The sequence below is a fragment of the Lentzea kristufekii genome (assembly GCF_033949925.1).
Taxonomy (GTDB): Bacteria; Actinomycetota; Actinomycetes; order Mycobacteriales; family Pseudonocardiaceae; genus Lentzea; species Lentzea kristufekii.
Map to the genome: position 1 here is coordinate 22,510 of NZ_JAXAVV010000001.1, position 24,414 is coordinate 46,923.

Annotated in this window: 23 protein-coding genes; 7 read left to right on the forward strand and 16 right to left on the reverse strand. The window is 70.1% G+C overall.

Annotated features, from left to right (window positions below; all coding sequences use genetic code 11):
- Position 1 precedes the first annotated feature (1 nt).
- The 4 genes from SK571_RS00125 to SK571_RS00140 all read right to left on the reverse strand — a co-directional run bounded on the left by SK571_RS00125 (position 2) and on the right by SK571_RS00140 (position 4,442).
- Positions 2-442 (reverse strand): hypothetical protein, encoded by a 441-nt coding sequence (locus tag SK571_RS00125; RefSeq protein WP_319981966.1) that lies wholly within the window; start codon positions 440-442, stop codon positions 2-4.
- Positions 443-664: 222 nt separating this feature from the next.
- Positions 665-3,142 carry a phenylalanine--tRNA ligase subunit beta gene (gene pheT / locus SK571_RS00130; RefSeq protein ID WP_319981967.1) on the reverse strand — a complete coding sequence of 826 codons (2,478 nt, stop codon included), beginning with the start codon at positions 3,140-3,142 and terminating at the stop codon, positions 665-667.
- A 5-nt stretch (positions 3,143-3,147) separates the two neighbouring features.
- On the reverse strand, positions 3,148-4,215 hold the full coding sequence (gene pheS / locus SK571_RS00135) for a phenylalanine--tRNA ligase subunit alpha (RefSeq protein ID WP_319981968.1): 1,068 nt from the start codon (positions 4,213-4,215) through the stop codon (positions 3,148-3,150).
- A 62-nt stretch (positions 4,216-4,277) separates the two neighbouring features.
- Entirely contained in the window at positions 4,278-4,442 is a 165-nt protein-coding gene (locus SK571_RS00140; protein WP_319981969.1) for a hypothetical protein, read from the reverse strand.
- A 73-nt stretch (positions 4,443-4,515) separates the two neighbouring features.
- Between SK571_RS00140 and SK571_RS00145 the strand changes: the two genes are divergently transcribed.
- Together SK571_RS00145 and SK571_RS00150 are read left to right on the forward strand one after the other, a co-directional pair.
- Positions 4,516-6,309 (forward strand): HSP90 family protein, encoded by a 1,794-nt coding sequence (locus SK571_RS00145; RefSeq protein WP_319981970.1) that lies wholly within the window; start codon positions 4,516-4,518, stop codon positions 6,307-6,309.
- 2 nt (positions 6,310-6,311) lie between these two features.
- Positions 6,312-9,014 carry a hypothetical protein gene (locus tag SK571_RS00150; protein ID WP_319981971.1) on the forward strand — a complete coding sequence of 901 codons (2,703 nt, stop codon included), beginning with the start codon at positions 6,312-6,314 and terminating at the stop codon, positions 9,012-9,014.
- On the opposite strand, the gene SK571_RS00155 is transcribed toward SK571_RS00150, so the two are convergent.
- The 5 genes from SK571_RS00155 to infC form a co-directional block, all read right to left on the reverse strand.
- Positions 9,011-9,892, reverse strand: coding sequence for a S41 family peptidase (locus SK571_RS00155; protein ID WP_319981972.1), 882 nt, complete (start codon positions 9,890-9,892; stop codon positions 9,011-9,013). The two genes, SK571_RS00150 and SK571_RS00155, sit on opposite strands and share 4 nt — an antisense overlap.
- A gap of 37 nt (positions 9,893-9,929) precedes the next feature.
- Positions 9,930-10,772 carry a TrmH family RNA methyltransferase gene (locus SK571_RS00160; RefSeq protein ID WP_319982532.1) on the reverse strand — a complete coding sequence of 281 codons (843 nt, stop codon included), beginning with the start codon at positions 10,770-10,772 and terminating at the stop codon, positions 9,930-9,932.
- Positions 10,769-11,158 carry a 50S ribosomal protein L20 gene (rplT, locus tag SK571_RS00165; RefSeq protein WP_090067920.1) on the reverse strand — a complete coding sequence of 130 codons (390 nt, stop codon included), beginning with the start codon at positions 11,156-11,158 and terminating at the stop codon, positions 10,769-10,771. Before rplT ends, SK571_RS00160 begins: the two co-directional genes overlap by 4 nt.
- 76 nt (positions 11,159-11,234) lie before the next feature.
- Complete coding sequence (gene rpmI, locus SK571_RS00170; RefSeq protein ID WP_258948200.1) at positions 11,235-11,429, reverse strand: 50S ribosomal protein L35; 195 nt, start codon at positions 11,427-11,429, stop codon at positions 11,235-11,237.
- 49 nt (positions 11,430-11,478) lie between these two features.
- A complete protein-coding gene (infC, locus tag SK571_RS00175) occupies positions 11,479-12,090 on the reverse strand; it encodes a translation initiation factor IF-3 (protein WP_319981973.1) in 612 nt (203 codons plus the stop codon).
- Between the two features lie 298 nt (positions 12,091-12,388).
- On the opposite strand from infC, the gene SK571_RS00180 reads away from it, so the two are divergent.
- On the forward strand, positions 12,389-12,730 hold the full coding sequence (locus SK571_RS00180; protein ID WP_090012317.1) for a DUF1844 domain-containing protein: 342 nt from the start codon (positions 12,389-12,391) through the stop codon (positions 12,728-12,730).
- Here the strand turns inward: SK571_RS00180 and SK571_RS00185 are convergent.
- The 6 genes from SK571_RS00185 to SK571_RS00210 all read right to left on the reverse strand — a co-directional run bounded on the left by SK571_RS00185 (position 12,711) and on the right by SK571_RS00210 (position 16,612).
- Positions 12,711-13,118 carry a hypothetical protein gene (locus SK571_RS00185; RefSeq protein WP_319981974.1) on the reverse strand — a complete coding sequence of 136 codons (408 nt, stop codon included), beginning with the start codon at positions 13,116-13,118 and terminating at the stop codon, positions 12,711-12,713. The genes SK571_RS00180 and SK571_RS00185 overlap by 20 nt on opposite strands.
- Positions 13,115-13,768, reverse strand: a complete 654-nt coding sequence (locus SK571_RS00190; protein WP_319981975.1) for a hypothetical protein — start codon at positions 13,766-13,768, stop codon at positions 13,115-13,117. Before SK571_RS00190 ends, SK571_RS00185 begins: the two co-directional genes overlap by 4 nt.
- Positions 13,765-14,355 (reverse strand): hypothetical protein, encoded by a 591-nt coding sequence (locus SK571_RS00195; protein WP_319981976.1) that lies wholly within the window; start codon positions 14,353-14,355, stop codon positions 13,765-13,767. The genes SK571_RS00190 and SK571_RS00195 overlap by 4 nt, the downstream gene beginning before the upstream one ends.
- A 152-nt stretch (positions 14,356-14,507) precedes the next feature.
- Positions 14,508-14,888 (reverse strand): RidA family protein, encoded by a 381-nt coding sequence (locus SK571_RS00200; RefSeq protein ID WP_030481733.1) that lies wholly within the window; start codon positions 14,886-14,888, stop codon positions 14,508-14,510.
- Between the two features lie 12 nt (positions 14,889-14,900).
- Complete coding sequence (locus SK571_RS00205; protein WP_319981977.1) at positions 14,901-15,647, reverse strand: IclR family transcriptional regulator; 747 nt, start codon at positions 15,645-15,647, stop codon at positions 14,901-14,903.
- Positions 15,647-16,612 (reverse strand): sugar kinase, encoded by a 966-nt coding sequence (locus SK571_RS00210; protein WP_319981978.1) that lies wholly within the window; start codon positions 16,610-16,612, stop codon positions 15,647-15,649. The genes SK571_RS00205 and SK571_RS00210 overlap by 1 nt, the downstream gene beginning before the upstream one ends.
- Positions 16,613-16,697: 85 nt before the next feature.
- On the opposite strand from SK571_RS00210, the gene SK571_RS00215 reads away from it, so the two are divergent.
- From SK571_RS00215 to SK571_RS00230, 4 genes are all read left to right on the forward strand, one after another.
- The gene (locus SK571_RS00215; RefSeq protein ID WP_319981979.1) at positions 16,698-17,990 is read left to right on the forward strand and encodes an amino acid deaminase; all 1,293 of its coding nucleotides are present in this window, start codon (positions 16,698-16,700) and stop codon (positions 17,988-17,990) included.
- Positions 17,991-18,003: 13 nt separating this feature from the next.
- Positions 18,004-19,587 carry an N-acyl-D-amino-acid deacylase family protein gene (locus SK571_RS00220; RefSeq protein ID WP_319981980.1) on the forward strand — a complete coding sequence of 528 codons (1,584 nt, stop codon included), beginning with the start codon at positions 18,004-18,006 and terminating at the stop codon, positions 19,585-19,587.
- Positions 19,584-20,981: a GntP family permease gene (locus SK571_RS00225; RefSeq protein ID WP_319981981.1), complete on the forward strand. Its 1,398-nt coding sequence runs from the start codon at positions 19,584-19,586 to the stop codon at positions 20,979-20,981. Before SK571_RS00220 ends, SK571_RS00225 begins: the two co-directional genes overlap by 4 nt.
- A gap of 98 nt (positions 20,982-21,079) precedes the next feature.
- Positions 21,080-23,170 carry an alpha-galactosidase gene (locus SK571_RS00230; protein ID WP_319981982.1) on the forward strand — a complete coding sequence of 697 codons (2,091 nt, stop codon included), beginning with the start codon at positions 21,080-21,082 and terminating at the stop codon, positions 23,168-23,170.
- A gap of 49 nt (positions 23,171-23,219) precedes the next feature.
- Here the strand turns inward: SK571_RS00230 and SK571_RS00235 are convergent, their stop codons facing one another.
- Positions 23,220-24,383, reverse strand: coding sequence for a hypothetical protein (locus SK571_RS00235; protein WP_319981983.1), 1,164 nt, complete (start codon positions 24,381-24,383; stop codon positions 23,220-23,222).
- Positions 24,384-24,414 lie beyond the last annotated feature (31 nt).

Below are 24,414 nucleotides of genomic sequence, written 5' to 3' on the forward strand. Positions count from 1 at the left end.
CTCAGGCAGCCGAGACGAGCGCGGCCGTCAGCGGCAGCGAGAAGGTCTGGGACTTGCAGTTGTCGGCGGCGTCGGCGCTCATGGTCGCCTGCAGCGTGTACGTGCCCGACTGGCCGGCGAGGATCGTGCCCTGATCACTCACGGCCGGGCTGGTGACGGTGCCCTCGGAGCAGCCGTCCGCGGTGAGTGCCGAGGCGCCCGCGCTGATCGAGGTGACGGCGACGGCGTAGGGGTTCGGGTTGGTGATCGTCACCTGGAAGCTGACGGTGGCGCCGGGGTACAGGCCACCGGCGCCGTTCACCGGGCTGATGACCGAGTTGACGCTCGTGGTGGAGCCGACGGAACCGGACCCGGCGCCGGTGCTCGACCACGCCGCGTAGGCGACGCCGCCGCCGACTGCGAAGACTGCGACTGCTGCGATGACCACGTTGCGCTTGCGCATTTCGTTCTCCTGAGGGGTGGTGCTCGGTGGGACGGCACCAAGTTTGGAGAACCTTCAATCACTACACAGCGTGCACAAGACTCCAGAACGAGGACCCTGGCGGCACTGTTGTCAACCGGCATGGATCGGTTACCTGCGCACGCGGACCAGAGGTCAGGGCTGTCCTTACGCGAAAAGGCCCGGGATTCTCGAAGAATCCCGGGCCTCACGCGGTGTGACTGATCAGGCGCGGAGAGCCGCGCCCAGGCGCTCGCCGGCGGCGGCGACGGCGGCGTCGCGGGCCGAAGTCGCCTCCTCCACGGTGAGCGTGCGGTCCGGCGCGCGGAAGCGCAAGGAGTACGCGAGCGACTTCTTGCCCTCGCCCACCTGCTCACCCGTGTAGACGTCGAACAGGCGGATGTCCTCCAGCAGGTCGCCCGCGGACGCGCCCAGGACCTCGGACACCGACTGCACCGGCACGGAGGCGTCCACGACCAGGGCCACGTCCAGCAGCACCGGCGGGTAGGCCGACACCATCGGGGCCGGGCGGTGGTCGTCCAGCGGCAGCGCGTCGAGGTCGAGCTCGAACGCCACGGTGCGCTTGGGCAGGCCGAGCGCCTCGATCACCTTCGGGTGCAGCTCGCCGGCGTGGCCGACGGGCCAGTCGCCGACCCGCAGCTCGGCGCAACGGCCGGGGTGCCACGGCAGCAGGTCCGACGCCACGACGCGCAGCTGCACGCCGTAGGCCTGAGCGGCGCGACGGGCGGCCTCGACGGCGTCCGACCAGTCGGCGATGCGGCCCTTGCCCCACCAGCCGGCCAGTTCGCGGTGGCCGGTGAGGACACCGGCGACGTGCAGCGGCTGGTTCGGCAGCGCGGCCAGCAGCGAGGCCACCTCGGCCTCGGTCGGCCGGCGGTCCACGCCCAGCGACGGCACTGGAACCTGCTGGGCGCGCGGCAGCGTCACCTGGGCGATGTTGTAGAGCGCGACGTCCTTCACACCACGGGCGAGGTTGCGCTGGAGGGTCTCCAGGAGGCCCGGCAGCAGAGTCGTCGCCAGGACGTTCTTGTCCGCCTCCAACGGGTTCAGCACGCCGACCGTGTTGCGGCGGATGTCGTCCGCCGGCAGGCCGAAGGCGTCGAACACCGACGGGTCGATGAACGGGAACGGCTTGACCTCGACGAACCCGTCCTCGGCCAGCGTGCGCCACACCGTGCGGCGACGGCGCTGCTGCTCGGTCAGGCCGCGACCGGCGGGAGCGGGCGGCAGCACCGACGGAATCGTGTCGTAGCCCTCCAGGCGCAGCACCTCCTCCACCAGGTCGGCGGGCTGCACCAGGTCGGACCGCCACGTCGGCGGCACGGCCGTGACGATCGTCTGGCCCTCCTCCGAGGTGGTCACCGAGACCTGGCAGCCGATCTGGCCGAGACGGCGGGCCGTGACGCCCCGCGCGTAGCGGACCCCGGCGATGCGGTCCGGAAGGTCGATCGGCATCGACACCGGCTCGGGCAGCGCGGGCGCGCCCACGTCCGTGCGGCCGGGCTTGATCTGGCCCTCGGCGTAGTGGTTGAGCAGCTTCGCGGCCCGCTCCAGCGCGACGGGCGCGAGAGCCGGGTCGACGGTGCGCTCGAAGCGCTTCGCGGCCTCGGACGGCAGCTTGTGCCGGCGGACCGTGCGCGCGATGGACGCCGGGTCCCAGTTCGCGGCCTCGAGCAGGATGTCCGAGGAGGTGTCGCCGACCTCGGTCGACGCACCGCCCATGACACCGGCCAGCGAGATCACGCCGGAGTCGTCGGCGATCACGATGTCGTCGGCGTCGAGCGCGCGGACCTGGTCGTCGAGCGTCGTGAGCTTCTCCCCCGCCAGCGCCCGGCGCACCGTCAGCGCGCCGGACAGGGAAGACGCGTCGAACGCGTGCAGCGGCTGGCCCAGTTCGAGCATCACGTAGTTCGTGACGTCGACCGGCAGCGAGATCGAGCGCATGCCCGCGAGCATCAGGCGGCGGCGCATCCACCACGGTGTCGGCGCCGTCGGGTCGACACCGGTGACGCGGCGCGCGACGAACCGGGAGCAGCCGGGACGGTCCTCGATGTGGACCGGCCACGCCTCGCCCTCGGGCTCGGGGATCTCGACCACGCCGGGGTCGCCGAACGGGACGTCCAGCGCGCACGCGATCTCGCGGGCGAGGCCGCGGACCGAGAACGCGTAACCGCGGTCCGGGGTCGGCGCGAGCTCGATGACGCTGTCGTTCAGGCCGAGCAGCTCCAGCGCGTCGTCGCCGGGCTGAGCGGTGCCGGTGGGCAGCACGAGGATGCCCGAGTGGTCGTCACCGATGCCGAGCTCGTCGGAGGCGCAGATCATGCCCTGCGACACGCGGCCGTACGTCTTGCGCTCGGAGATCGCGAAGCCACCGGGCAGCACGGCGCCGGGCAGCGCGACGACGACCGAGTCGCCCTCGACGAAGTTCGTGGCACCGCAGATGATCTGGTTGACCTGCTCGGGGCCGACCTCGACCTTGCAGTAGCGGATGGGCTTCTTGAACTCGGTGAGCTCCTCGATCTCGACGACGCGACCGGCGACGATCGGGCCGGTCACGGGACCGAGCGGGCTCACCTCCTCGACCTCGATGCCGATGCGGGTGAACGCCTCGGCGAGCTCGTCGGGCGTGGGGACTTCGTCGAAACCGAGGTGTTCGACCAGCCAGCTGACCGGGACGCGCATCCGGATCAGGCCTCCGTTCCGAAAGGCTGGGTGAAGCGGACGTCGCCCTCGACCATGTCGCGCATGTCGGGAAGGCCGTTGCGGAACTGCAGGGTGCGTTCCAGGCCCATGCCGAACGCGAAGCCGGAGTAGACGTCCGGGTCGACGCCGGTGGCGCGCAGCACGTTGGGGTTGACCATGCCGCAGCCGCCCCACTCGACCCAGCCGGCGCCGCCCTTCTTCTCCGGGAACCAGACGTCGACCTCGGCCGACGGCTCGGTGAACGGGAAGAAGCTCGGGCGCAGGCGGGTCTTCGAGTCCTCGCCGAACATGGCGCGGGCGAACGCGTCGAGCGTGCCCTTGAGGTGGCCCATCGTCAGGCCCTTGTCGACCGCGAGGCCCTCGACCTGGTGGAACACCGGGGTGTGCGTCGCGTCGAGCTCGTCGGTGCGGAACGTGCGGCCGGGGCACACGACGTACACCGGCAGGTCGCGCTCCAGCAGCGTGCGGGCCTGCACGGGAGAGGTGTGCGTGCGCAGGACCAGCTGCGAGTCACCCGGCGCGATGTAGAACGTGTCCTGCATCGAGCGGGCCGGGTGGTCCTTGCCGAAGTTCAGCGCGTCGAAGTTGAACCACTCGGTCTCGAGCTCGGGGCCTTCGGCGATCTCGTAGCCCATGGCCACGAAGACGTCACCGATGCGCTCGGCGAGCGTGGTGATCGGGTGGCGCGCGCCGCGCGGGAAGCGGTCCCAGGGCAGCGTGACGTCGACGGACTCCTCGCGCAGCACCCGCTCGTCGCGCTCGACCTGGAGAACGGCGAAGCGCTCGTCGAACGCGGTCCTGATCGCGGACTGCGCCTCGTTCACCCGCTTTCCCGCCTCGGCCTTGGCCTTGGGGGGCAGGGCACCGATCTCGCGGCGGGCCAGCAGCACGGGCGACCGGTCACCGAGGTGGCCGGGCTTGACCGCGGCGAGTGCCTCGAGGTCGGCTGCTCCGGCGAACGCCTCGCGCGCCTTCTGCACGGCCGCGTCGAGGTGCTCGGCCGACAGCGCCGCGACCTGCTTCGGGTCGTACGGGTCGTTGGCTCCGGACATGGTTTGTGGACAGCTCCCAGTTTTGATCCACACAGCGGACCTCGGTAATGAACAGGCCGATCCTAGTCGGTGCCGTCTTGACCGCTCGGGCCGCTTCCTCTATCGGCCCGATACCGCGCTCGCCAGCGCTGCACGACGGGTGGCAGCACCACCAGCGCGACCACCAGCGGCAGGTACACGTCCCAGGGATCCCCGAGCCGCTGGCTCAGCAGGACCGTGGCCGTCACACAGCCCAGGAGCACTGCCGATCTCCACGTCCAGAACCACATCGCGTTCCCCCGGGTGCTCATAAAAAGCGGCATGAACCACACGGTCGTCCCTAGGATGGGCGGCATCATGTCGCACACCTTCCGCGTCGACCTGCGCGGCATCATCGACCTGCTCAGCCACCACCTGTACAGCAGCCCGCGCGTCTACGTGCGCGAACTGCTGCAGAACGCCGTGGACGCGATCACGGCACGGCGCGAGCTCGACCCGTCGTGCCCCGCCGACGTCACGATCACCTGCGGTCCGACGCTGACGATCACCGACACCGGTGTGGGGCTCACCGAGGACGAGGTCCACGAGCTGCTGTCCACGCTCGGCCGCACGTCCAAGAGGGACGACCTGGGGTTCGCCCGCGAGGGGTTCCTCGGCCAGTTCGGCGTCGGCATGCTGTCGTGCTTCCTGGTCGCCTCTTCGGTGACGGTCGTCACGCGGTCCGCCCGCGGCGGTCCGGCCGTGCAGTGGGAGGCGGATTCGTCCGGCAACTACACCGTGTCCGAAGTAGACACTGCGGACGGTGTGCCGGTCGGTACGACGGTGAGGCTGAGTGCGTCGCGGGGCAACGAGCACTGGCTCGAAGCCGACGTCGTGCGGCCGTTGGTGAGCGACTACGGCGATCTGCTGCCGGCCGTCGTGACGCTGGACGGTGCGGCGGTCACCCGTGGCGAACGGCCGTGGGATGACGACGACGCGGACCTTTCCGGGTACTGCGAGCAGGTCTTCGGGTTCAAGCCCTTCGAGGCGATCCCGATCGAGGTCGAGGCGGCGGGACTGACCGGTGTCGCGTTCGTGCTGCCGTCCGGCGTGCACCCCGGCACCCGCCAGACGCACCGGGTGTACCTGAAGCGGATGCTGGTCGGCGACAACGTCGAGGGCCTGCTGCCGGACTGGGCGTACTTCGTGCGGTGCGTGGTCGACGCTTCCGCGATCCGGCCCACGGCGTCACGCGAGTCGCTCTACCAGGACGAGATGCTGCTGGCGGTGCGCGAGGAACTGGGCGAGCAGATCCGCGACTGGCTGATCCGGCTGGACGCGATCGAACCGCGCCGGGCCGGTGAGCTGCTGGCCGCGCACCACCTGGGCATCAAGTCGCTGGCGCGCTCGGACGACGAGATGCTGCGGCTGGTCGAGCGGTGGCTGCCGTTCGAGACGACCGAGGGCGCGATCCCGTTGCGGCAGTTCAAGCGCAAGCACGGCGCGATCCTCTACATCCCGGACGTCGACGAGTTCCACCAGCTCGCGCCGGTCGCGGCCGCGCAGGGGCTGGGCCTGGTGAACGCCGGCTACGCCTACGACATGGAGCTGCTGAACCGGCTGAGCGCGCTGGACGGCCCCGCCGTCGCACGCCGGGTCGCGCCGTCGGAACTGCTGGCGGCGCTGGCCGATCCGGAACCGGACATCGAGACGGCGCTGCGGCTGCGGCTCTGCGAGGGCGCGGCGGCGCTGGACCGGCACGACTGCGACGCGGTCATCCGCGACTTCGACCCGGTCTCGTTGCCCGCCTTGCTGATCACCAACGCGGAGCAGCAGCGCAAGCTCGACACCGAGCAGACCGCGGAGGAGGTGACGGACCCGTTGTGGGCGGAGCTGCTCGGGCAGCTGACCGCGGGCTCCGGTTCGTCGCGCGCCGAGCAGCTGGTCCTCAACTGCCGCAACCCGCTGGTGCAGCGGCTGGCGCGGCTGACCGACCCCGCTCTGGTGGAGCTGACGCTCGAATCTCTGTACGTGCACGCCGTTCTGCAGGCTCGGCGAGCGATGCGACCGAAGGACACGGCGGCGCTGAACCGCTCGTTCCTGGAACTGCTGGACCGCGCCGTTGGGGGCAAGTGAACATGGCCGACTTCACCGCAGAGGACGCGGAGCGGGCGTTCCTGGAGGCGTACAACATGCCCACGGGCATGCCGAAGCACGAGGCGCTGGAACGGGCCGCGCGCATGTCCGACGCGCTCGGGCACCTGCCGCTCGGCGTCTCCTGCCGGACCGCGCTGATCGACTCGGCGTACTACCTCTCGCGCTACGACCTGATGCTCGCGCCGTTCGCGTGGGTGCGGGCCGCCGAGGAGAAGGACCCCGAGGCGTTCAACGAGTACGAGGTGCACTCGCTGAACTGGGCGCACAAGTGGATCGCGACGGGGCTGCGCCGCGACCCGAAGTTCTCCCTCGAACAGCTGCAGGCCGTGATCGGGCAGCTCGCGGACCGCTACGGCAAGCTCGGTTTCTCGGTGCAGCCGGTGCACGGCGCCCGCGCCGAGTACGCCTACCACGTCGGTGACATGGCGGGCCTCGCCGAACACCTCGGGCGCTACCTCGCCACGGAACGCGGGCCGATGGCGGACTGCGAGGCGTGCGTGATCGAGGAGCAGGTGTGGATGCTGGCGCGCCTCGGCCGCCACCAGGAGGCCGCCGCGCACGGCTGGGAAGGCCTGTCGGGCGACTCCGGCTGCGCCACGCAGCCGCAGGGCATCCTGTCCGCGCTGCTGTGGCCGTTGCTGGAGATCGGCGAGCTGGAGAAGGCGGCGCACGCGCACACCACAGCGTACCGGTTGATCAAGGACGACGAGATCACCTCGTACGTGCACGAGCACATCCGGTTCTGCGCGCTGACGGGCAACCTCTCGCGCGGCGAGGACATCCTGCGCCGCTCGCTGCACAAGGTGACGGCCGTGCAGCTGCCTGCCGACGAGATGTCGTTCGCGGAGTGCGCTTCCGTGCTGCTGCAGCGTCTTCCGGCCGGCACGGTGTTCGAGGTCCCCGCGGTCGGGTCGCGGACGGCCGCCGAGCTCCTCGACCGGCTGTCGAAGCGGGCGGTCCAGCTGGCGAAGCAGTTCGACGAGCGCAACGGCACGCCGGCGTGGCTCGACCGGATCACGAAGTCGCTGGAGCAGAAGGACTACCCGGCGGTGGAGCTCGCGGTGCCGGCCGCACCCGTCACCGCGACCGCCGAGGAGTCCGTCGTGTTCGGCGACCCGGTGGAGATCGCCGAGTCGATGGTGACGCTGTACGAGCAGGGCGACTTCGTGAAGGCGCGGCGGATGCTCGACTCGCTGCCCGCGGACATGGACTCGTTGCTGCCACCCGATCTCGCCGCGCACGCGGGCATCCGCCGGATGACGACCGGGCTCGTTCCGTTCGACCCGGCCGTGTTCGACGGGCTGCTGACGGCGCTGCCCGCCGACCTCGCGCTGCGCTACCAGGCACGGCTCGCGATGGGACTTCCGGACGGCCAGGCGCTCGCCGAGCGGTGCCTGGCCGAGGCGACGACGGACTACACGCGGACGGTCGCGGCACTGTCGCTGGCCGAGCTGTACGACGACGCGCACGCGCACGAGCAGGCGAACGAGATGATCGCATTGGCGTCCTCTTTGGACGTTCCGGAGCTGCGCGGCCGGGTCGCGGTCGAGACGGCCGAGCACAAGGCGCGGCAGCAGGACCTCGAAGGCGCGTACGCGGACGTCCTGGCGGTCATGGCGGGCGAGCTCCCGCTGAACGCCCGGTTCGAGGGCTACCGGCTGCGGTTGCGGCTGGAGACGTTGCTGCGCAAGGTTCCCGAGGCGGTGGCGACGGCACGGGAGTTCGTGTCGGCGTTCCCCCTGCCGGAATCCGCGGAGGCGCGCTGGTACCAGGTCGCGACGATCCAGGAGCTGGACCAGGAAGGGGCCTGCCTGGGTGATCTGCGCGACGCCGTCGCGATCTCCCGCGTGCACCTCTCCCCCGGCCACACCGCGCACTTCTGCTTCGCGCTGAGCGGCGGCTACGTGCAGACGGACCGGTTCGTCGAGGCCGCCGAGGTCCTGGAGGAGTCGTTGCGGCTGCTGCAGGAAGGCCAGGAGGATTTGCGGCTGCAGGTGGTGTTCCGGCTCGGCCAGGTGTGCCGCAAGCTGGGCGAGCTGCCGGCGGCCGAGCGCTACCTGCGCGAGGCGGCCGAACTGCTGCCGCCCGAGGAGACGGGGCGCCGGGCGTTCCTGCTCGACGCGCTCGCCTCGGTGCAGGGCCGGCTGGACAAGCACGACGAGGCGATCGCGTCCTGGCGTGCCGGTGCCGCGTTGTGGCAGCAGGAGGGCAACCTCTCGGAGGCGATCGGCTCGCTGGTCGAGCTGGCGTCGAGCCTGCCCGACGACGAGATCACCGAGACCCGTGCGGCCGTGAACGACGCCGAGGCGTTGCTGCCGTTGCTGGACGAGCCGGCCGAGGTCACCCGGCGCCAGGCCGAGATCGCCGCGATCCGCGCATGGGTGCACGGTCAGACCGGTGAGTTCGCGCTGGCGATGAAGCAGTACCGCGACGCCGAGGCGCTGGTGGTGTCGCTGGGCGACGAGGGCTGGCGGGTGTTCGTCGTGCTGAAGGCGGCGCACGTGCTGCTCATCGCCGACGACGCCGCGGGAGCGGAGGCCGAGGCACGCCGGGCGGCATCGCTGCTGCCCGACGACAGCCAGGTCTCCAACGTGCTCTCGATGTTGTCGGAAGCGTTGCGGCGCCAGAACAAGCCGTCCGGCACCGATCCGCTGGTGCGCGAGCTGACCGCTCGCCTGGACTAGTTGTTCGAGGTCGCCTTCTCGTAGGCGACCTCGAACGCTTCCTCCGCGGGCACCTGGATGTGCGGGACCACTCCGACGCCCTCCCAGTTGGTGCCGGAGATCGGGTTGATGGCGCGGCCGTTGGGCACCGCGGACTTGAGGTGCGGGCCGACCCGGTAGCGGTCGCCGGGGTGGGCGCCGCCCTTGGTGGTCTCGCCGATGAGGGTGGCGCGCTCGTTCTGCTGGAGGTTGTAGCTCAGTTCCTCGGCGCCGGAGAACGTGCGGCTGCTCGTGAGGACGTAGACGGGTTTCTTGCCGCCGAACTTCGGGCCTGGCACGTGCGGGAGCGTCCAGAACTGCCGGGTGGTGTCGTCCGGGCGGTTGTAGATGTCGTTGAGGTGCACCGGTTCGTCGAACAGGTAGCTGCAGATCAACGCGACCGTGTGCGGGTCGCCACCGCCGTTGTTGCGCAGGTCGATGATCAACGCGTCGGTGTGCGCGATGAGGTTCATCGCCGCGACGACGGCCGGGGTGGCGATCTCGGCGTCGTGCAGCAGGCGGAGTTCGAGGAGGCCGACGTTGCCTTCGAGCCGCTCGATCCTGCGAATGCCGAACGCGTCGAGCTCGGCTTCCTTCTTGTACGCCACCGGGTCCCACGCCGACTCCTGGCCGGTCTCGGGGACCTCCTCGGCGCTGTAGAGCAGGCGGAGGTGCTTGTCGCCGTTGACGCTCTGCAGGTCCGCGGTCACTCTCGCCGCGAACTCCTCATCGTCCACATCGGAGTAAGCACCCTCGTCGAGGCGGGCGCGAATGACCTTCGCGATCTCTTCGGCCTTGTCCGGGAAGACGTAGTAGGAGGCGAGCTGGGAGCACAGGGTTTTGATCTCGGGTTCGCGCACGGGGCGCACAGTAGCCGCGCGCCCGTCGCCCGTCAGCTCAATTCCGCTGGTCCCGCGCGGAGGCGTAGAGGCACACCGCGGCGGCCGTCGCCAGGTTCAGGCTCTCGGCGGCGCCGTACAGCGGCACCCTCAGCGAGGTGTCCAGCTTCGCGACGACGTCGTCGGGCAGGCCGTGCGCCTCGCTGCCGAAGACCCACGCCGTGGGCTGCGCCAGGTCGCCGTTCGCCGACGCCTCGACCAGGTCCTGCTTCGCGTAGCCGTCGGCGGCCACGAGCCTCAGACCGGCCTGGCGGCACGCGGCGAAGACCTCGTCCGCGTCCCGGGAACGAGCGATAGGCAGGTGGAAGAGCGAGCCGGTGGAGGCGCGCACGCACTTGCCGTTGTGCGGGTCGACCGTGTCGCCCGCGAAGATCACCGCGTCCGCTCCGGCCGCGTCGGCCACGCGCGTGACGGTGCCCGCGTTGCCGGGATCGGAGACGCCGTGGAGCACGGCGACGAGACGCGGCGTGCCCTGCAGGGCGGATTCGAGCGACCGCGGGACCGCGTCGCACACCGCGACGATGCCCTGCGGCGTCACGGTTTCCGACAGCGACTCGGCGGCCTTGTCGGTGACCTCGCTGATCCGGATGCCTCGCTCGGAGGCGCTCTGGAGCAATGCGGTGTTGCGTTCCGCGGCCGTCGCCGTGACGAAGAGTTCGTGCACCTCGCCGCCCTGCCAGGCAAGTGCCTCGCGCACGGCCTGGGCGCCCTCGACGAGGAAGCGGCCTGCCTTGTCGCGGCCCTGGCGGCGGGTCAGGTGGCGAGCAGCAACGACCCGAGGCGTCCGTTCGGTGAACGGATCTGCCTCGGGTCGGTTGCTGTCGCGAGGGTGCTGGCTCAGGCCTGGTCCCCGGCAGGAGCGTTCACGTCGGCCGGGAGCGCCTTGCGGGCGATCTCGACGAGCGCCGTGAAGGCGGTGGCGTCGTGGACGGCGAGGTCCGCGAGGATCTTGCGGTCGACCTCGACACCGCCCAGGCGCAGGCCCTGGATGAGGCGGTTGTAGGTCATGCCGTTCGCACGGGACGCAGCGTTGATGCGCTGGATCCACAGCTTGCGGAAGTCGCCCTTGCGCGCACGGCGGTCGCGGTACGCGTAGTTGAGCGAGTGGAGCACCTGCTCCTTGGCCTTGCGGTACAGCCGCGAGCGCTGACCGCGGTAACCGCTGGCCAGCTCGAGAACGGTACGACGCTTCTTCTGGGCGTTTACAGCCCGCTTGACGCGTGCCACGGGTACATCCTGTCGATCTCATGGGGAACCGGCGTCGGGGGCCGGTTCCCGAATTAGCTGGGGGTGTCGAAGCGGGTCAGAGACCGAGCAGCTTCTTGATGCGCGGAGCGTCGTGGTCCGACACGACCGCGGTGCCGCTCATGCGACGCGTCACCTTGCTGGACTTCTTCTCCAGGATGTGGCGCTTGCCGGCCTTCTCCCGGAGGATCTTGCCGCTGCCCGTGACCTTGAAGCGCTTCGAGGTCCCGCTGTGAGTCTTGTTCTTCGGCATTTCCGTCCTCGTCTCGTGCTACCCACCGGGTCGGGGGCGGGCGTGCGTCCTACGCCTCTTCCGAAGCGGTGTCGTCCGCCTCGGGCGCGTCGTCGTCATGCTTGACCACGCGCGGCTTGATGTTCTTGTGCGGCGCCAACACCATGATCATGTTGCGGCCGTCCTGCTTGGGGTTCGACTCGACGAAGCCCAGCTCCGCGACGTCCTCCGCCAGCTTCTGCAGAAGCCTGTAACCCAGTTCGGGGCGCGACTGCTCGCGACCGCGGAACATGATGGTCACCTTGACCTTGTTCCCGTGCGACAGGAAGCGGGCCACGTGGCCCTTCTTCGTCAGGTAGTCGTGCGGGTCGATCTTCGGGCGGAGCTTCTGCTCCTTGATGACCGTCAGCTGCTGGTTCCGACGCGACTCGCGAGCCTTCTGCGCGGTCTCGTACTTGAACTTGCCGTAGTCCATGAGCTTGCAGACCGGCGGGCGAGCCTGAGCGGCGACCTCGACGAGGTCGAGATCCGCTTCCTGCGCGAGTCGGAGCGCGTCCTCGATGCGAACGATCCCGACCTGCTCACCATTCGGCCCGACCAGACGAACTTCCGGCACCCGGATGCGGTCGTTGATGCGCGGCTCGGTGCTGACGGGTGCACCGCGGTTCGAGGGACTTGTCATTCACGTCCTTTGAGACTCGGTTGCGCCAAAAACAAGAGCCCCGTCACCGTCTCCCGGTGAAGGGGCCCGCTTCCGACCGATCGCACCTCAGGACTACGAGCACCCGTGTGCCAGTAACCTGGAGGACCGGACCCGGCCACCTCAAGAAGCGGTGAACGCGGGTGGGAGCGGGGCTCCACTTGCCGCTCTCGCACTAACGAGAGCTGGTCGCGTCCGAAATACTAGCAGACGCTCTTGTCAACCCCCGAATCGCGGGCCTGTGACGTAGGCCCTGCACGGCGGCTTGCTTGAATAGGGCGTGACCGATCCGCTTGAAGACAGCATCCGTGACCTGGGCGATGTCCCCAGCATCGAGGTGATCAGCCGGGCCGCGGTGATGCTGCTGTCCGCCTCCGCGGAGCGCCTGGGCCTCGCCGACCCGGACCCCGACAACTCCCCGCGCCGCGACCTCGACGAGGCCCGCCGCCTGATCACCGGCCTGGCCGGCCTGGTCACGGCGACCTCCGAGTACCTCGGCCCGCACGCCGCTCCCCTGAAGGACGGCCTGCAGTCGGTGCAGCGCGCGTTCCGCGAGGCCTCGGCCGTGCCGGACGAGCCCGGTCAGGGTCCCGGCGAGAAGTTCACCGGTCCCGTGTACTGACCGGCGCTTCCAGGTTCAACACGCCGGCTACGAGCGTCAGCTCCACGTAGGTGCCCTCGTAGCCGGCACCTCTCAACGCTCGCGCCGCTTCCCGAGCCTCCTCGACGGAGAACCCGAGCGCGTCGCGGAAGGCCTTCAGCACCGCCGCACCCTTGACGGTCTGGTCCGTCAGCGTCAGGCGGTAGGCGCCGTGCCGGGCCAGGATCGCGTCGCGGATCCACGCGGGCGCACCTGCTCCCCGGTCGCACGAGGCGGCGTGGCACTCCGCGCACTCCCCGTCCTGCTCCCACCGCAGCTCGCCGTCCTGGACGAGCTGCACCACCCAGTCCGCGCCGGGCGCCCCGCAGGTCCCGCAGGGCACGTCGAGCTCCGCCGCCTGGCTGATCACTCGGCTCGCACCACGACCGGTTCCCACGGCTCGGCCTTGACCTGGAACACCGCGCTGGCCCGTTGCCCGGTCGCGGCCCGGAAGGTGATGGCGGAGCCGTTGTAGAGCGGACCCACCTCGAGGTGCTCGGCCGGCGGCTCGTCGTACTGGGAGAGCCCGAGCACGCGGCTGCCCGGCACCACGGACACCGTGAGCTGCTCGATGACGGCGGGCCCGCCGAAGTAGCTGAGCCGGAACTCGTCGGGCGCGCCGGGCGTGATCGCGAACGTCGGCATGCCGCTGCGGCTGCGCGCGGCGGCGAGGACCTCGACGAACTCGTTGATCTGCGCCGTCGCCTGCTGGGCGGTGAGCTGGGCCTCGTCGGCCAGCATCCGTGACGCCGTGGCGGCTTCCTCCGCCTTCGCCGCTCTCTCCTCGGCCTTGACGACCGCCTTCTTGGCTTCCTCCACCGAGTTCTTGGCCTGCAACGCGCTCGCCGTGGCCTGTTCGACGGCCTTGCGCGCGGCCTGTGCCTCGTCCTGAGCCCTGGTGGCGGACTCCTGCGCTGCCTGCGCGGCCGTCTGAGCGTGCTTCGCCTCGCGGGCCTGCCACAGGGACACGGCCACCGCGCACATCGCCACCACGGCGGCGATCACCGACAGGACGATCATGCCTTCACCCCCACCGAGGCCAGCTGACGTCGTGCCAACTCGTCGATCACGTCCGTGTCCCCCGTCCGCCACGCCACGGCGGGGTCGCCGTCGAACTTGCTCAGCTGCCTGGGGCTGAGGCTTGTGAGCGCTCTCAACGCCAGCAGGTCGGGCTTGTCGCGCAGCCGCGCGGTGTTGGCCGCCTTGCGCGCGTACCGGAGCCGGACCGGCAGCCAGGTGATGAGCAGGAACAGGACCGGGACGACGACGAGGGCGGCGGCGAGCCAGAAAGCGCTGTCCTGCACCACGCTGATCTGCGCGTTGCCCGCGTCGGTGAGCGTCTGGCCGGCCTGCGTGCCGTTGCCCAGCGCGCCGGCCAGGTCCTCGCCCACGAAGGGCACGCCCCTGGCCTTGCTCGCCGCGTTGGTGAAGACGTCGCGAATGCTGCCGCCCGCGTTGACCAGGCCGTCTCCCGGGGCCCTGAGCTGCAGCACCCAGTCGTGGACGGTGGTCGCCACCCAGATCCAGAGGGCGACCCAGGCCAGGGCCAGGAGGTCGGCGATCAGCTGACGCGTGAACCTTGCCGGTCTGTCCGCGTACCACTTCATGTTGCGGATGCTGCCACGTGACCGTTCAGGCGTCGATGATCACCCGGGCTGTGCGACGCGAACCTGCGACGGTCGGCACGTCCCGAAAATGCATCAGAACACGATGAAGGCGCGCCCTGAAGTTCGAAGCGCGCCTTCATCCGTGCGAACGGTCAGTCGACGACGGCCAGCGCGTCGATCTCCACCAGCAGGCCGGCGGGCAGCCCGACGTAGACGGTGGTGCGGGCGGGTGCCGGGTCGGTGACGAACTCGCCGTAGACCTCGTTCAGCTCAGCGAAGTGCGCGGTGTCGGTGAGGTAGACGCGGATCATCACGACGTCGTCGATCGACGCGCCGCCGGCGGCGAGGACGGCGTGCAGGTTCGCGAACGTCTGGCGCGTCTGCTCGGCGACGGTGGTGCCGACGATCTCGCCCGACTTCGGGTCGAACGCGACCTGTCCGGCCACCTGCAGGATGTTGCCCTTGCGCACACCCTGCGAGAAGCGGGCCACCGGCTGCGGAGCGTCAGCGGTCTTGATCTCTACCTTGGACAACGGATTTCCCCTTTACCTTGGAACATAACCGCATTCGACTGATGCAGCTTCGGCGGTGGCGAGCAGGTCAGGCAGGTGTGACAGCAGGCCCTCGTAGTCGAGGAGCACCTTCGGCACCGACATCGACACGGCCGCGAGCACCTCGCCCCGCGCGCCCTTGATCGGGGCCGCGATGCAGTGGATGAAGTCCTCGTGCTCGGAGTTGTCGACGGCGTAACCGTTGGCGCGCACGCGGTCCAGCTCGGCCAGGTACGCGGCCGGGCCGAGGATGGTGTTCTCGGTCAGGCGCGGGAACTCCATGCCGGACACCACCTTCTGCAGCGCGGGCGCGGGCAGGTCGGCCAGCAGGATCTTCGCCACGGCCGTGCAGTGCAGCGGCGCGCGGCGGCCGATGCGCGAGTACATGCGCATCTGGTGCCTGGACTCGTACTTGTCGATGTAGATCACCTCACCGTCCTCGTAGGACGCGAGATGGACGGTGTGGCCGAGGCGGGAGTTGAGGTCCCGCAACGCGGGTTCGGCGGCGCGGCGGACGTCGCGTTCCTCCAGTGCCCGGTTGGCGAGGTCGAACAGCGCCGTGCCGAGGCGGTAGTGGTGCACTCCGTCGCGCTGCACGAAGCGGTGCGACTCGAGCGTGCGCAGCAGCCGCAGCGTCGTCGACTTGTGGACACCGATCACGCCGGACAGCTCGTCCAGCGTCTTCGGGCCCGTCGCGAGCTGGCTCACCAGGGTGAGCGCTCTGTCGAGACTCTGGCTCATCACACCTCCAAGCGGGCGGACGCCCAGGTCTGCGGGTCGGCGTGCAGCAGCGGTACCGTCACGTCGTCCGGCAAAGGATCTCCGACGTCCTCGGCGGTGAGCAAAGCGGATGCCGCCTGCAGGTGCCCGGCGCGCAACCGCACCGACGGGGACTCCCCCGCCAGGGTGGCCGCGAGGAAGCCCGCCGCGAACGCGTCGCCCGCGCCGACCGGTTCCACGACGTCGACCTCCAGCGCGGGTTCGAAGTACGACGAACCGCCTTCCAGCAGCGTCGCGCCGTCCGCGCCCTGCTTGACCACGAGCGACGCCGGGCCGGGCAGCAGCCGCCGCAACCGGGCGGGATCACCCGTGCCCCACACCAGTTCCGCCTCGTCGGAGCCCGCCAGCACGACGTCCGCCATGTCGGCGAGCTCACGCAGCACGCGCGGGTCGCGGTCGGTCCACAGCGCGGGCCGCCAGTTCAGGTCGAACGAGATCAGGAACCCGTGCCGCGGCCGGCGCAGCAGTTCGCGCATCATCGCGAGGCACGAGTCGGACAGGGCGGCCGTGATGCCGCTGAGGTGCACCAGCTTCACCTCGCCGAGGCCCAGCCGGTCGATCATCTCCAGCCCCATGCCCGAGGCCGCCGAACCGCGCCGGTAGTAGCGCACCGGGCTGCCGTGCGGCGAGGCCTCCTTGACGTAGAGGCCGGTCGGGCGCGCCGGGTCGACCCGGACGCGCGACACGTCGACGCCGAAGCCGCCCACCGCGTCGAGCACCGCCAGCCCGAACGAGTCGTCGCCGACCGCGCTGACCCACGACGACCGGACGCCCAGGCGCGTCAGGTGCACGGCGACGTTGGACTCGGCGCCACCGACGGCCCTGTGCCAGGTTCGCACCAGGTGCACGGGACCGGGTTCAGCCGGAACCATCATCACCATGGTCTCGCCGAGACACACGACACCGCCGACGTGATCGAACCGCATGCGCGCTCCAGAGGTGTTCGTTGACGGCGGCGAGACCGAATGCTACACAACTCAGCATCACATCGCGCAATGGGAGTTGCAAAATATGCAACATCTGATGGAGATGGACCTCGCGGCCGTCGCGGACATCAGGTCGGAACAGGTCAGCTGGCGCTTCAAGGGCCTGCCGTCGAGCACGTTCGGCTCGACCATCGGCGAGGTCGCCGGCCAGCGCCTCGACCTGTTCGGCGACGAGTTCGTCGGGCCGCTCGTCGTGCTGGACGCGGACGCGTTGGCGCACAACCTGACAACGATGGCGAAGTGGTGCGACAACCACGGCGTCAAGCTGGCGCCGCACGGCAAGACGACGATGGCACCGCAGCTGTTCCAGCGTCAGATCGAGCACGGCGTGTGGGCCCTGACCGCGGCCAACGCGTCGCAGCTGCGGGTCTACCGGGCGTTCGGGGTGAACCGGGTCCTGCTGGCGAACCAGCTCCTCGACCCCGCCGCGCTGCGCTGGCTGGTCCGCGAGCTCGACCGGGACCCCGGCTTCGAGTTCAGCTGCTGGGCCGACTCCGAGGCCGGGGTCGCGCTGATGAGCGAGACGCTGCAGGAGCTCCAGCCGTCCCGGCCGGTCGACGTGCTGGTCGAGCTCGGCGCTCCCGGTGGCCGGACGGGTGCGCGTGATCTGGAGACGGCGCTGGCCGTGGCGCGGGCGGTGGACCAGAGCCCGGTGCTGCGGCTGGTGGGCGCCGGTGGCTACGAGGGCGCGCTCGCGCACGACGCGTCCGAGTCGTCGCAGTCCATCGTGGACAGCTACCTGACCGACCTGCGCACGCTCGTGCTGCGCCTGGCCGACGGCGGGCTGCTCGACGAGCTGGACTCGGTGATCGTCACCGCGGGCGGCAGCGCGTACTTCGACCAGGTGGCGGCGACGCTGTCGCAGCCGTGGCCGATGCCGGTGACCCCGGTGCTGCGCAGCGGTGCGTACATCACGCACGACGACGGGTTCTACCGCGGGATCTCGCCGTTCGCGCGGATCGACGGCGTGGAGCCGTTCCGTTCCGCGCTGCGGGCCTGGGCCCAGGTGACGTCACGGCCGCAGCGCGACCTGGCGCTGCTGACGATCGGCAAGCGCGACGCGTCGTTCGACGAGGGCCTGCCGGAACCGCAGCTCATCCGCCGCGGCGACGGCGCGATCGCCCCGCTGGCGGGAGCGACGGTCACCGCGCTGAACGACCAGCACGCGTTCCTCCGGCTCGGCCCCGAGGCCACCGTCCGCGTCGGCGACTGGATCGGGCTCGGTCTGTCGCACCCCTGCACGGTGTTCGACAAGTGGCAGCTGATCCCGGTCGTGCGGGGCACGACCGTGGTCGACCTGATCCGCACCTACTTCTAGAAGGAGTGCACCGATGGACGACGTCGTCCTGCACGGCCCGCTGATCGCCGACGGCACGGGCGCACCCGCCTACCAGGCGGATGTGGGGATCAAGGACGGCGTCATCTCGTCCATCGGGACTCCGGTGAGCGCCAAGAGGTCGATCGACGCGGACGGGCTGGTGCTCGCGCCGGGGTTCATCGACATGCACTCGCACTCGGACCTGCGGGTCCTCGCTGAACCCGACCACCTGGCGAAGGTCTCCCAAGGCGTCACGACCGAGGTGCTCGGCCAGGACGGCCTGTCCTACGCGCCGGTGAACGACGAGGTGCTCGCGACGCTGCGCGGCCAGCTCGCCGGGTGGAACGACGACCCGCCGGGCTTCGACTGGAACTGGCGCTCGGTCGGCGAGTACCTCGACCGGCTCGACCGGGGCATCGCGGTGAACGCCGCGTACCTGGTGCCGCAGGGAACACTGCGGATGCTCGTCGTCGGCTGGGACGACCGGCGGCCGACCGAGTCCGAAATGGACACGATGAAGTCCGTTCTCGCGCGGTCGCTCGCCGAGGGCGCGATGGGCATGTCGTCCGGGCTCACCTACACGCCGGGCATGTACGCGGACACGTCCGAGCTCGTGCAGCTCTGCGAGGTCGTCGGGCAGCACAACGGCTTCTACAGCCCGCACCACCGCAGCTACGGCGCCGGCGCGTTGGAGGCCTACGCGGAGATGGTGGACGTCTCGAAGCGCTCGGGCTGTGCGCTGCACCTCGCGCACGCGACGATGAACTTCCCGGTCAACAAGGGCAAGGCACCGGAACTGCTGGCGTTGCTCGACGACGCCATGGCGAACGGCGCCGACATCTCACTCGACACCTACCCGTACCTGCCGGGGGCGACCTACCTGAGTGCGCTGCTGCCGTCGTGGGCCACGGAAGGCGGGCCGGACAGGGCGCTGGCGAGGTTGTCCGATGTGGACACCCGCGAACGCATCCGGGCCGAGATCGAGGAGACCGGTTCGGACGGCTGCCACGGCGTACCGGTCGACTGGGACTCCATCGAGATCAACGGCGTCCGCAACGACCGCAACGCGCACCTCGTCGGCGCCAGCGTCCACGCCTCCGCGCTGCGACTCGGACGCGCACCGGCCGACCTGTACTTCGACGTGTTGATCGACGAGCGGATGGGTACGTCCTGCCTCATGCACGTGGGCCACGAGGAGAACGTGCAGGCGATCATGAAGCATCCGGCGCACACCGGCGGCAGCGACGGGCTGCTGGTCGGCGACCGGCCACATCCGCGCGCGTGGGGCACGTTCCCCCGGTACTTCGCGCGCTACGTCCGCGAACTGGGCGTGCTGAGCCTGGAGGAGTGCGTCGAGCACCTCACCGGTCGCGCCGCCAAACGTTTGCGGCTCACCGACCGAGGTCTGGTCCGCGAGGGCTACGCGGCCGACCTGGTGCTGTTCGACCCCGCGACGATCGCCGACACGGCGACGTTCGACGAGCCGCGACAGCAGGCTGCCGGCATCCCGTACGTGTTCTGCAACGGGGTGACGGTGATCGACGACGGAACCGCCACCGGCTCATTGCCAGGCCATTCACTCAGGAGCCGCCCGTGATCGACTGGTTGCAACACTCAACAGGGGGCTTGCTCACCCTCGCCGTGGTCAGCATCGCGGTGCTGCTGCTACTGATCATCAAGTTCAAGGTCGAGCCGTTCATCGCGCTGATCGTCGTCGCGCTGCTGGTCGCGCTCCTGGCGGGCGTGCCGGTGGAGACACTGGTCGGGTCGGCGCAGAAGGCCTCGGACTCGTTGCTGGAGAAGGGCTTCGGCTCGATCCTCGGGCACATCGCCGCGATCATCGGTCTCGGCACGCTGCTGGGCGCGATCCTCGAGGCGTCCGGCGGCGCGCAGGTCCTGATGGACAAGCTGATGCACGCGTTCGGCGAGAAGAAGGCACCGGTCGCGATCGGCCTCGCCGGCCTGATCTTCGGCGTGCCGGTCTTCTTCGACATCGGCATCTTCGTGCTCGCACCGCTCGTCTACGTGGCGGCCAAGCGCAGCGGCAAGTCGATCGTGCTGTTCAGCATGCCTTTGCTGGCAGGCCTTTCGGTCATGCACGCGTTCATGCCACCGCACCCCGGCCCCGTGGCGGCGGCCGGTCTCCTGGGCGTGTCGCTCGGCTGGATCATCATCATGGGTCTCGCGGTGGCGCTCCCGTCGTGGTTCGTCGGCGGTGTCCTGTACTCGTACTGGATCGGCAAGCGCATCAACGTGCCGGTGCCGGAGGAGATGCTGGCGGCGGCCGAGGCCGCGCGCGAGGACAACGGTGATCGCGAACCGCCGTCGCTCGGCCTGGTGCTCTCGATCATCGGCCTGCCGCTGGTGCTGATCCTCGCCGGCACGTTCGGCTCGATCCTGCTGACCAAGGGCACGCGGCTGTACTCGGTGGCGACGTTCTTCGGCACGCCCGCGGTGGCGCTGACGATCTCGGTGCTGCTCGCGTTCTGGCTGCTGGGTTTCCGGCGCGGCATGACGCGGGAGAAGGTCGCGGAGCTGTCCGCCGCCTCACTGAAGCCGGTCGCGATGATCCTGCTCGTGGTCGGTGCCGGTGGCTTCTTCGGCGCCGTGCTGGCCGCGACGGGCATCGGCAAGACGCTGGCGACCGAACTGTCCGGCATCGGCCTGCCGGTGATCGCGCTGGCGTACGTGATCAGCTGCGTCATCCGCATCGCGCAGGGTTCGGCGACGGTCGCGATCGTGACGACCGCGGGCATCGTGGCACCGGTGCTGGCGGACCTGAACTACTCGCAGCCGCAGCTCGCGCTGGTCGTGATGGCCATCGCGTCCGGTTCGATCATCGCCTCGCACGTCAACGACGGCGGCTTCTGGATCGTGTCGCGGTACTTCGGGCTGTCGGTGAAGGAGACGCTGCAGTCGTGGACGGTCCTCGAGACCATCCTCTCGGTGGTCGGTTTCGTGGTCGCCGCGGTGCTCAGTCTGGTCGTCTGATCAGACACAACTCAACATTCCCCAACGCTTGACAACACCCCGCCCGCGTCTGAGGATCGGCGCAATGTTCATTTGTGTTTGATGTGGACGGGGCCCGCATGAGCAACACGGAGGTCGTGCACCTGCACGACGACACCTCCAGCGTCGTCATCACCCTCGCGGGCGCGAGCCTGCCGGTCGTGACGCACTGGGGGCGAACGCTCGGAGACGTCGACCAGGCCGCGCTGCACGGCCTGGTCGACGTCGTTTCGTGGACCAACCCGAACAACGCGCCGGACGCGCCGGTCCCGCTCGCGCTGCTGCCCGACGCCGGTGCCGGGTACGTCGGCCGTCCCGGACTGCGCGGCCACCGCGGCGGCGAGCACTTCGCGCCCGCGCTGTCGGTGACGTCGTTCTCCGGCGAGGACGGCTCGATCTTCCGCTACGTCGCGTCGGACGAGGCTGCCGGGCTGACCGTGACCGGCACCCTGGAACTGCTGCCGTCCGGCATGCTCCGGCTGCGCCACGTCGTCCGCAACGACGGCGAGACGCCGTATTCGTTGGAGGGCCTGGAAACCGCGCTCCCCGTCCCTTCGCACGCCACCGAACTGCTCGACTTCACCGGACGCTGGAGCCGCGAGCGCTCGCCGCAGCGGCAGTCTCTGCAGTACGGGTCGTGGGTGCGCGAGAGCAGGCGGGGCCGCACCGGGCACGACGCGACCATCGGGTTGCTGGCCGGCACGCCGGGGTTCTCGTTCCGCGACGGCGAGGTGTGGGCGCTGCACGTGGCGTGGAGCGGCAACCACGTGACGTACGCGGAGAACCTGGTCGACGGCTCGCCCGTCCTGGGCGGTGGCGAACTGCTGCTGCCGGGCGAGATCACGCTGGCGCCGGGCGAGGAGTACGAGTCGCCGTGGCTCTACGCGGCCTACTCGTCCACCGGCATCGACGGCATCAGCGCCGCGTTCCACCAGCAGCTGCGGGAGCGTTCACTGCGGCCACGCCCGGTCGTGCTCAACACGTGGGAGGCCGTCTACTTCGACCACGACCTCGCGCGGCTGACCTCGCTCGCCGACACCGCCGCCGCGATGGGCGTCGAGCGGTTCGTGCTGGACGACGGCTGGTTCCGGCACCGCCGCGACGACTCCGCCGGCCTCGGTGACTGGTACGTCGACGAGACGGTGTGGCCGGACGGGCTGACGCCGTTGATCAAGCATGTCCGCGCGCTCGGCATGGAGTTCGGGCTGTGGTTCGAGCCCGAGATGATCAACACCGACTCCGACCTCTACCGCGCTCACCCGGACTGGGTGCTCGGACCGCGTCCCGGCGTGCTGCCGCCGCCGTCGCGCAACCAGCAGGTGCTGAACATCGCGCACCCCGAGGCGTACGCGCACATCCTCGACCGCGTCTCGTCGGTGTTGTCGGACAACGACATCGCGTTCGTGAAGTGGGACCACAACCGCGACCTGACCGGTTCGCGGGTGCACGACCAGACGGCCGCGTTCTACCGGCTGCTCGACGAGCTGCGGCTCCGGCACCCGCACGTGGAGATCGAGAGCTGCTCGTCCGGTGGCGGGCGGATCGACCTCGGCGTGCTCTCGCGCACAGACCGGGTGTGGACGTCGGACTGCAACGACGCCCTGGAACGCCAGCTGATCCAGCGGTGGACCGGCGTGTTCCTGCCGCCGGAGCTGATGGGCGCGCACGTCGGCCCCACGAAGTCGCACACGACCGGGCGGGTGCACGACCTGTCGTTCCGCGTGGCCACGGCGATGTTCGGGCACTTCGGGATCGAGTGGGACATCAACTCGGCCACGGACGAGGAACGGGACGGGCTGCAGGCCGCGATCGAGTACTACAAGGACGTGCGGGCGTTGGTGCACACCGGTGTCACCGTGCACTCCGACCACCCGGACCCCGCGGCGTGGGTGCACGGAATCGTCGCCACCGACCGGTCCGAGGCCCTGTTCGGGTACGTGCAGCTCGCGACCTCGGTGCAGAACAAGCCGCGGCGGGTGCGGCTGCCCGGACTCGACCCGTCCCGGACGTACCGGCTGTCATTCGACGCCCCGGCCGGGCGGCCCAGGCTGACCCAGCGACTGGCCCCGGACTGGAAGCCGGTGGAGCTGCCCGGTTCCGTGCTGTCGGAGGTCGGTGTCCAGCTGCCGGTGCTCGAACCGGAGCAGGCACTTCTGTTGCGCCTCAAGTAGGAAGAAGGTCCCGGCGGAGTGCTTCCCGCCGGGACCTTCCTCTCCCCTCTTACCGGCCGGCGCGACTTCCGTCGGCCTTGGTGGCCCACCACTTCCCGCCAACGCCCTGCCCGTTGGCCTCACCGCAGACCTCGTCCCCTGCGAACAGGTACTGCGGCAACCCCGCGATGGTGAGCTGTTTCTTCCCGTCCCGCTCGATCGTCCCCACGAGCGAGGCGTCCACGCCCTGCACCTGGAAGCCCTCGCTGACGAAGGCGGGCGGCCACTGCACCGCGCAGTCGCCGGAGCAGTTGCTCGTCGGCGGGTCCGCGGTGTCGTCGTCGAACCGGTAGAGCGTCATGCCGTCGGAATCGGTGGCGACGACGCCGAGGTCCCCGACGGTCGCGCTGGTGAGCGCGATCGCCTTGTTCTGCTGGGCTTTCTTGCCGTCGGTGGCGGTGGCGGACCACTTCGGCACCGTGACGCCCTTGGCCTCACCGGGCTTGCTGTCGTTCTTGAACGTGTACTGCGGCCAGTTCGCGACGGTCAGCTGCTTCTTGCCGTCCTTGCGGGTGACCGTGCCGAGCAGCTTCGGGTCGACGCCCTTCACCCGCGGCGTGTCGCCCTCCACGACGACCGGTGGCCAGTTCTCCGCGCAGCCGCCGTCGCAGTTCGACGCCGGCGGCTGGGCCGTGTCGTCGTCGAACCGGTAGAGCGTGAGGCCCGCGTTGTTGGTCAGCACCGCGCCGAGCCCCGCGACGACACCCGTCCGGGCCGCGAGCTGGGTGCGGGCGCCGTCCGTGCCGGTGGCGAACCACTTGCCCTGCAGGCCCTGGCCCTTGGTCTCACCGGGCTTGGTGTCCTTGGCGAACCGGTACTGCGGCATGCCGTCGACGGTGATCTGGCGGCTGCCGTCCTTGCGGACGATGGACCCGACCAGGCCCTGGTCGACGCCGTCCACCGAGAAGTTCTCGCCGGGCACCGTGGCGGGAGGCCAGGCCGCCGCACACTCACCGTCGCAAGTGGACTCACCCGGCTTGTCGTTGTCGAACCGGTACAGGGTGAAGCCCTTGTCGTCGGTGACGACCGAGCCGAGGTCCACGATCTCCGCGGTCTTCAACGCCACCGCGCCCTCTTGCTGCTGCTGTGCCACCGGCTTGCTCTCCGGCGTCCCCGCGCAGGCGGTCAGCGAGATCAGTCCCAGCGCGACGACCGCAACACTCCTGCGGATCATCCTGAACCTCCTGGCTAGTGCTCCGACGCCC

What these genes read in the sequence shown, in the direction of transcription:
- SK571_RS00190 (WP_319981975.1), bottom strand. Translation starts at nt 13,768, where the DNA reads ATGATCGTCCTGTCGGTGATCGCCGCCGTGGTGGCGATGTGCGCGGTG.
- SK571_RS00230 (WP_319981982.1), top strand. Translation starts at nt 21,080, where the DNA reads ATGAGCAACACGGAGGTCGTGCACCTGCACGACGACACCTCCAGCGTC.
- SK571_RS00215 (WP_319981979.1), top strand. Translation starts at nt 16,698, where the DNA reads ATGCAACATCTGATGGAGATGGACCTCGCGGCCGTCGCGGACATCAGG.
- rpmI (WP_258948200.1), bottom strand. Translation starts at nt 11,429, where the DNA reads ATGCCGAAGAACAAGACTCACAGCGGGACCTCGAAGCGCTTCAAGGTC.
- SK571_RS00195 (WP_319981976.1), bottom strand. Translation starts at nt 14,355, where the DNA reads ATGAAGTGGTACGCGGACAGACCGGCAAGGTTCACGCGTCAGCTGATC.
- SK571_RS00220 (WP_319981980.1), top strand. Translation starts at nt 18,004, where the DNA reads ATGGACGACGTCGTCCTGCACGGCCCGCTGATCGCCGACGGCACGGGC.
- SK571_RS00125 (WP_319981966.1), bottom strand. Translation starts at nt 442, where the DNA reads ATGCGCAAGCGCAACGTGGTCATCGCAGCAGTCGCAGTCTTCGCAGTC.
- SK571_RS00235 (WP_319981983.1), bottom strand. Translation starts at nt 24,383, where the DNA reads ATGATCCGCAGGAGTGTTGCGGTCGTCGCGCTGGGACTGATCTCGCTG.
- pheT (WP_319981967.1), bottom strand. Translation starts at nt 3,142, where the DNA reads ATGCGCGTCCCGGTCAGCTGGCTGGTCGAACACCTCGGTTTCGACGAA.
- SK571_RS00205 (WP_319981977.1), bottom strand. Translation starts at nt 15,647, where the DNA reads ATGAGCCAGAGTCTCGACAGAGCGCTCACCCTGGTGAGCCAGCTCGCG.
- infC (WP_319981973.1), bottom strand. Translation starts at nt 12,090, where the DNA reads ATGACAAGTCCCTCGAACCGCGGTGCACCCGTCAGCACCGAGCCGCGC.
- SK571_RS00145 (WP_319981970.1), top strand. Translation starts at nt 4,516, where the DNA reads ATGAACCACACGGTCGTCCCTAGGATGGGCGGCATCATGTCGCACACC.
- pheS (WP_319981968.1), bottom strand. Translation starts at nt 4,215, where the DNA reads ATGTCCGGAGCCAACGACCCGTACGACCCGAAGCAGGTCGCGGCGCTG.
- SK571_RS00150 (WP_319981971.1), top strand. Translation starts at nt 6,312, where the DNA reads ATGGCCGACTTCACCGCAGAGGACGCGGAGCGGGCGTTCCTGGAGGCG.
- SK571_RS00210 (WP_319981978.1), bottom strand. Translation starts at nt 16,612, where the DNA reads ATGCGGTTCGATCACGTCGGCGGTGTCGTGTGTCTCGGCGAGACCATG.